General features: G+C 74.7%; 3 protein-coding genes. 2 read left to right on the top strand and 1 reads right to left on the bottom strand.

Annotated elements, in window-relative coordinates; all coding sequences use genetic code 11:
* Positions 1-859 (top strand): NAD-dependent epimerase/dehydratase family protein (locus tag AB0J52_RS33670; protein WP_500186917.1); only part of this gene is annotated, 859 nt, incomplete at its 5' end.
* Positions 849-2,162, top strand: coding sequence for a lipopolysaccharide biosynthesis protein RfbH (gene rfbH / locus AB0J52_RS33665; protein ID WP_500186916.1), 1,314 nt, complete (start codon positions 849-851; stop codon positions 2,160-2,162). The genes AB0J52_RS33670 and rfbH, both read left to right, overlap by 11 nt.
* A gap of 168 nt (positions 2,163-2,330) precedes the next feature.
* Here the strand turns inward: rfbH and AB0J52_RS33660 are convergent.
* Positions 2,331-3,180, bottom strand: an 850-nt coding sequence (locus AB0J52_RS33660; protein ID WP_500186915.1) for a nucleotide disphospho-sugar-binding domain-containing protein, incomplete at its 5' end; no start/stop codon positions are given.

Here is a 3,180-nt window from a genome sequence, read left to right as displayed (position 1 = left end):
GGGGGGCGGCCGGCCCCCCCCCCACGCCGACGTCCCCCAGGCGATCGCGCTGGCGATGGCCGATGCCGCGCCTCGGAGCCGGCTCGTCCATCTCGGGTCGTGCCTGGAGTACGGGCCGGTGCCACCGCACACCGCCGTGGACGAGAGCGTTCCCGCCGCGCCGGTGACGGAGTACGGACGGTCCAAGCTGCTCGGGACGCGGCGGTTGCGCGCCGTCGCGGACGAGCACGGCCTGGACGCCGTCGTGCTCCGGGTGTTCAACGCCATCGGCCCCGGGATGTCCCCCGCCAGCGTCCTCGGGCGCGCGCTCGAAGTGCTGCTCGCCGCACGCGCGGACGGCCGGCGCGCGGCGCTCGAACTGCTGGACCTCCGCCAGCACCGCGACTACGTGGACGCCCGCGACGTCGCCGACGCGGTCGTCGCAGCCGCCACGCCACCCGCCCACCCGGCACCGGAGTGGTGCTTCAACATCGGGTCGGGCGCCGCGCGCACCGCCGCGGAGGTGGTCCGGCTGCTCGCCGAGACCAGCGGGGTGCCGTTCGACCTCACCCTCCGCCCGGTGACCGGCTCCGGGGCCAGGTCGGCGGGCGCCGACTGGCAGCGCGCCGACACCGGGCGGGCCCGGCGCGCGCTCGGCGGGTCGCCGCGCCGGACGCTGCCGCGGACCCTCGACGACATCTGGGCGGCGGCCCGCACGGACCTCGCAGGCCGCACCGACCTCGCAGACCGCACGGACCGCCGCGCCGCCGCCTCCCCCTCCACGCCCCTGTCTCCCCCCGTCCCGGTCGGCCCCACCCCGGCCGATCCGCCCCCGCCGGCCTCACCCCCTCGGAAGGAAACCAGCAGTCATGACCGATGACCTGAAGGCGAGGATCCTCGACCTCGTCCGCGAGTACCACCAGCAGCAGACCGGCGACGACGGCTTCGAGGAGGGCCGGACGCCGGTGCTGTCGTCCGGCCCGGTGTTCGGCGCGGACGAGCGGACGGCGCTGGTCGAGGCCGCGCTGGAGATGCGGGTCGCCGCCGGCCCGTCCGCGACCCGGTTCGAACGCCGGTTCGCGCGGCACTTCGGGCTGCGCAAGGCGCACCTGGTCAACTCGGGCTCCTCGGCGAACCTGCTCGCGCTGTCCGCGCTGACCGCGCCCGAGCTCGCCGAGACCCGGCTGGCCCCGGGCGACGAGGTGATCACCGTCGCCGCGGGCTTCCCCACCACCGTGAACCCGATCGTGCAGAACGGCCTGGTCCCGGTGTTCGTGGACGTCGAGCTCGGCACCTATAACACCACCCCGGAGCGGGTGGCCGCCGCGATCGGCCCGAAGACCAAGGCGATCATCATCGCGCACACGCTCGGCAACCCGTTCGACGCGGCCGGGATCAAGGAGCTGGCCGACCAGCACGGCCTGTGGTTCGTCGAGGACAACTGCGACGCGGTCGGCTCCTACTTCCAGGGCAAGCTGACCGGGACGTTCGGCGACCTGGCCACCGTCAGCTTCTACCCCGCGCACCACATCGCGATGGGCGAGGGCGGCTGCGTGCTCACCGGGAGCCTGGAGCTGGCGGCGCTCGTCCAGTCCTACCGCGACTGGGGCCGCGACTGCTGGTGCCTGCCCGGCGAGGACGACCGCTGCCGCAAGCGGTTCAGCTGCGAACTCGGGTCGCTCCCCCTCGGCTACGACCACAAGTACACGTTCTCGCACATCGGCTACAACCTGAAGACCACCGACCTGCAGGCCGCGCTCGGGCTGGCGCAGCTCGACCGGCTGACCGCGTTCGGCGAGGCCCGCCGCAAGAACTGGCAGCGGCTGCGGGACGAGCTGGACGGCGTGCCCGGCCTGCGGCTCCCCGAGCCCACCCCGGACAGCAACCCGAGCTGGTTCGGGTTCGTCATCACCGTGGACCCGGCGGCGCCGTTCACCCGCACCGAGCTCGTCCGGCACCTGGAGGAGAAGCAGATCCGGACCCGGCTGCTGTTCAGCGGCAACATCCTCCGGCACCCCGCCTACCGGGACGTGGAGCACCGGGTCGTCGGCAGCCTGGAGAACAGCGACACGATCGTCGACCACACGTTCTGGATCGGCGTCTACCCGGGCGTCACCGACGAGATGACCGACTACGTCGGCCGCACCATCCGCGAGTACGTGGCGGCGCGCGGCCGCGCCTGACCGCACCACCGGGGGCGCGGACGGCCCGGGCGGAGTGATCCGCCCGGGCCGTCCGCCGTGAAGAGTCCGCCGTGAAGAGTCCGCCGTGAAGAGTCCGCCGTGAAGAAGTTCAGCCGTGAGAAAGTCCGCCGTGGGCCGGCCGCCGTGAGCCGCCGGCCCGCGGCGGCGTCAGCCGCGGTCGGCGGCGGGGGCGCGCCGATCCCGGTGGACCTCGGTCAGCCGCTCCAGCGACGGGACGATGTCGCGCGGCGCCGGCACCGTGAGGATCTCCCGGCTGAGCCGCTCGGCGTTGCGCGCGAACGACGGCTCGGACAGCACCCGGTCCAGCGCCTTGCGCAGCGCGCCGCCGGTCAGCGCGTCGGAGTCGGCGACGTACAGGCCCGCGCCCTGCTCCTCGACGCCGTTGGCGATCGCCAGCGGCCCGAACCACTTCTCGCTCCAGTACGAGCCGGGCACCACGAGCTGCGGGACGCCGTGCTCGTAGGCCGCGCCGGACGCGCCGTTCCCGCCGTGGTGGACGACGGCGGCGCAGGTCGGCAGCAGCGCGTTCAGCGGGACGAAGTCCACCACCCGGACGTTGTCCGGGACGGGCGTGTCGCCGACCTGCTCGGCGTTGAGCGTGGCGACGACCTCGACGTCCAGGTCCGCGACCGCCTCGAACAGGTCGGCGGCGCTCGCCTCGGCCGTGTCGTTGCCGCGGTGCGAGACGCCGAGCGTGAGGCAGACGCGCGGGCGGCCCGGCTCCTCGCGCACCCACGCCGGGACGATCGAGGGGCCGTTGAACGGCGTCGGCCGCACCATCAGGTGCCGCGCGCCCTCGGGCCGCCACATCCACGGCGGCTGGGTGTCGACCGTCCAGTCCCCGGTGATGACGTCCTCGCCGAAGTCGCAGCCGTACCGGGCGAGCAGCGGCTCCAGCCAGGACCGCATCGGGTCCGCGCCGGGCCGCTGCCGCAGCGCGGCCGTGCGGAGCTGGACGTAGCCGTCGGTGCCGAACAGCAGGCGCGCGTGCGCCGCG

The organism is Spirillospora sp. NPDC049652, from assembly GCF_040675125.1.
Taxonomy (GTDB): domain Bacteria; phylum Actinomycetota; class Actinomycetes; order Streptosporangiales; family Streptosporangiaceae; genus Spirillospora.
The sequence above is the reverse complement of the archived record's forward strand: the minus strand, read 5'-3'. Positions and strand labels throughout refer to the sequence as shown.

Bases quoted from the DNA above. Each gene is read 5' to 3' on its own strand.
- rfbH (WP_500186916.1), top strand. From the start codon at position 849: ATGACCGATGACCTGAAGGCGAGGATCCTCGACCTCGTCCGCGAGTAC.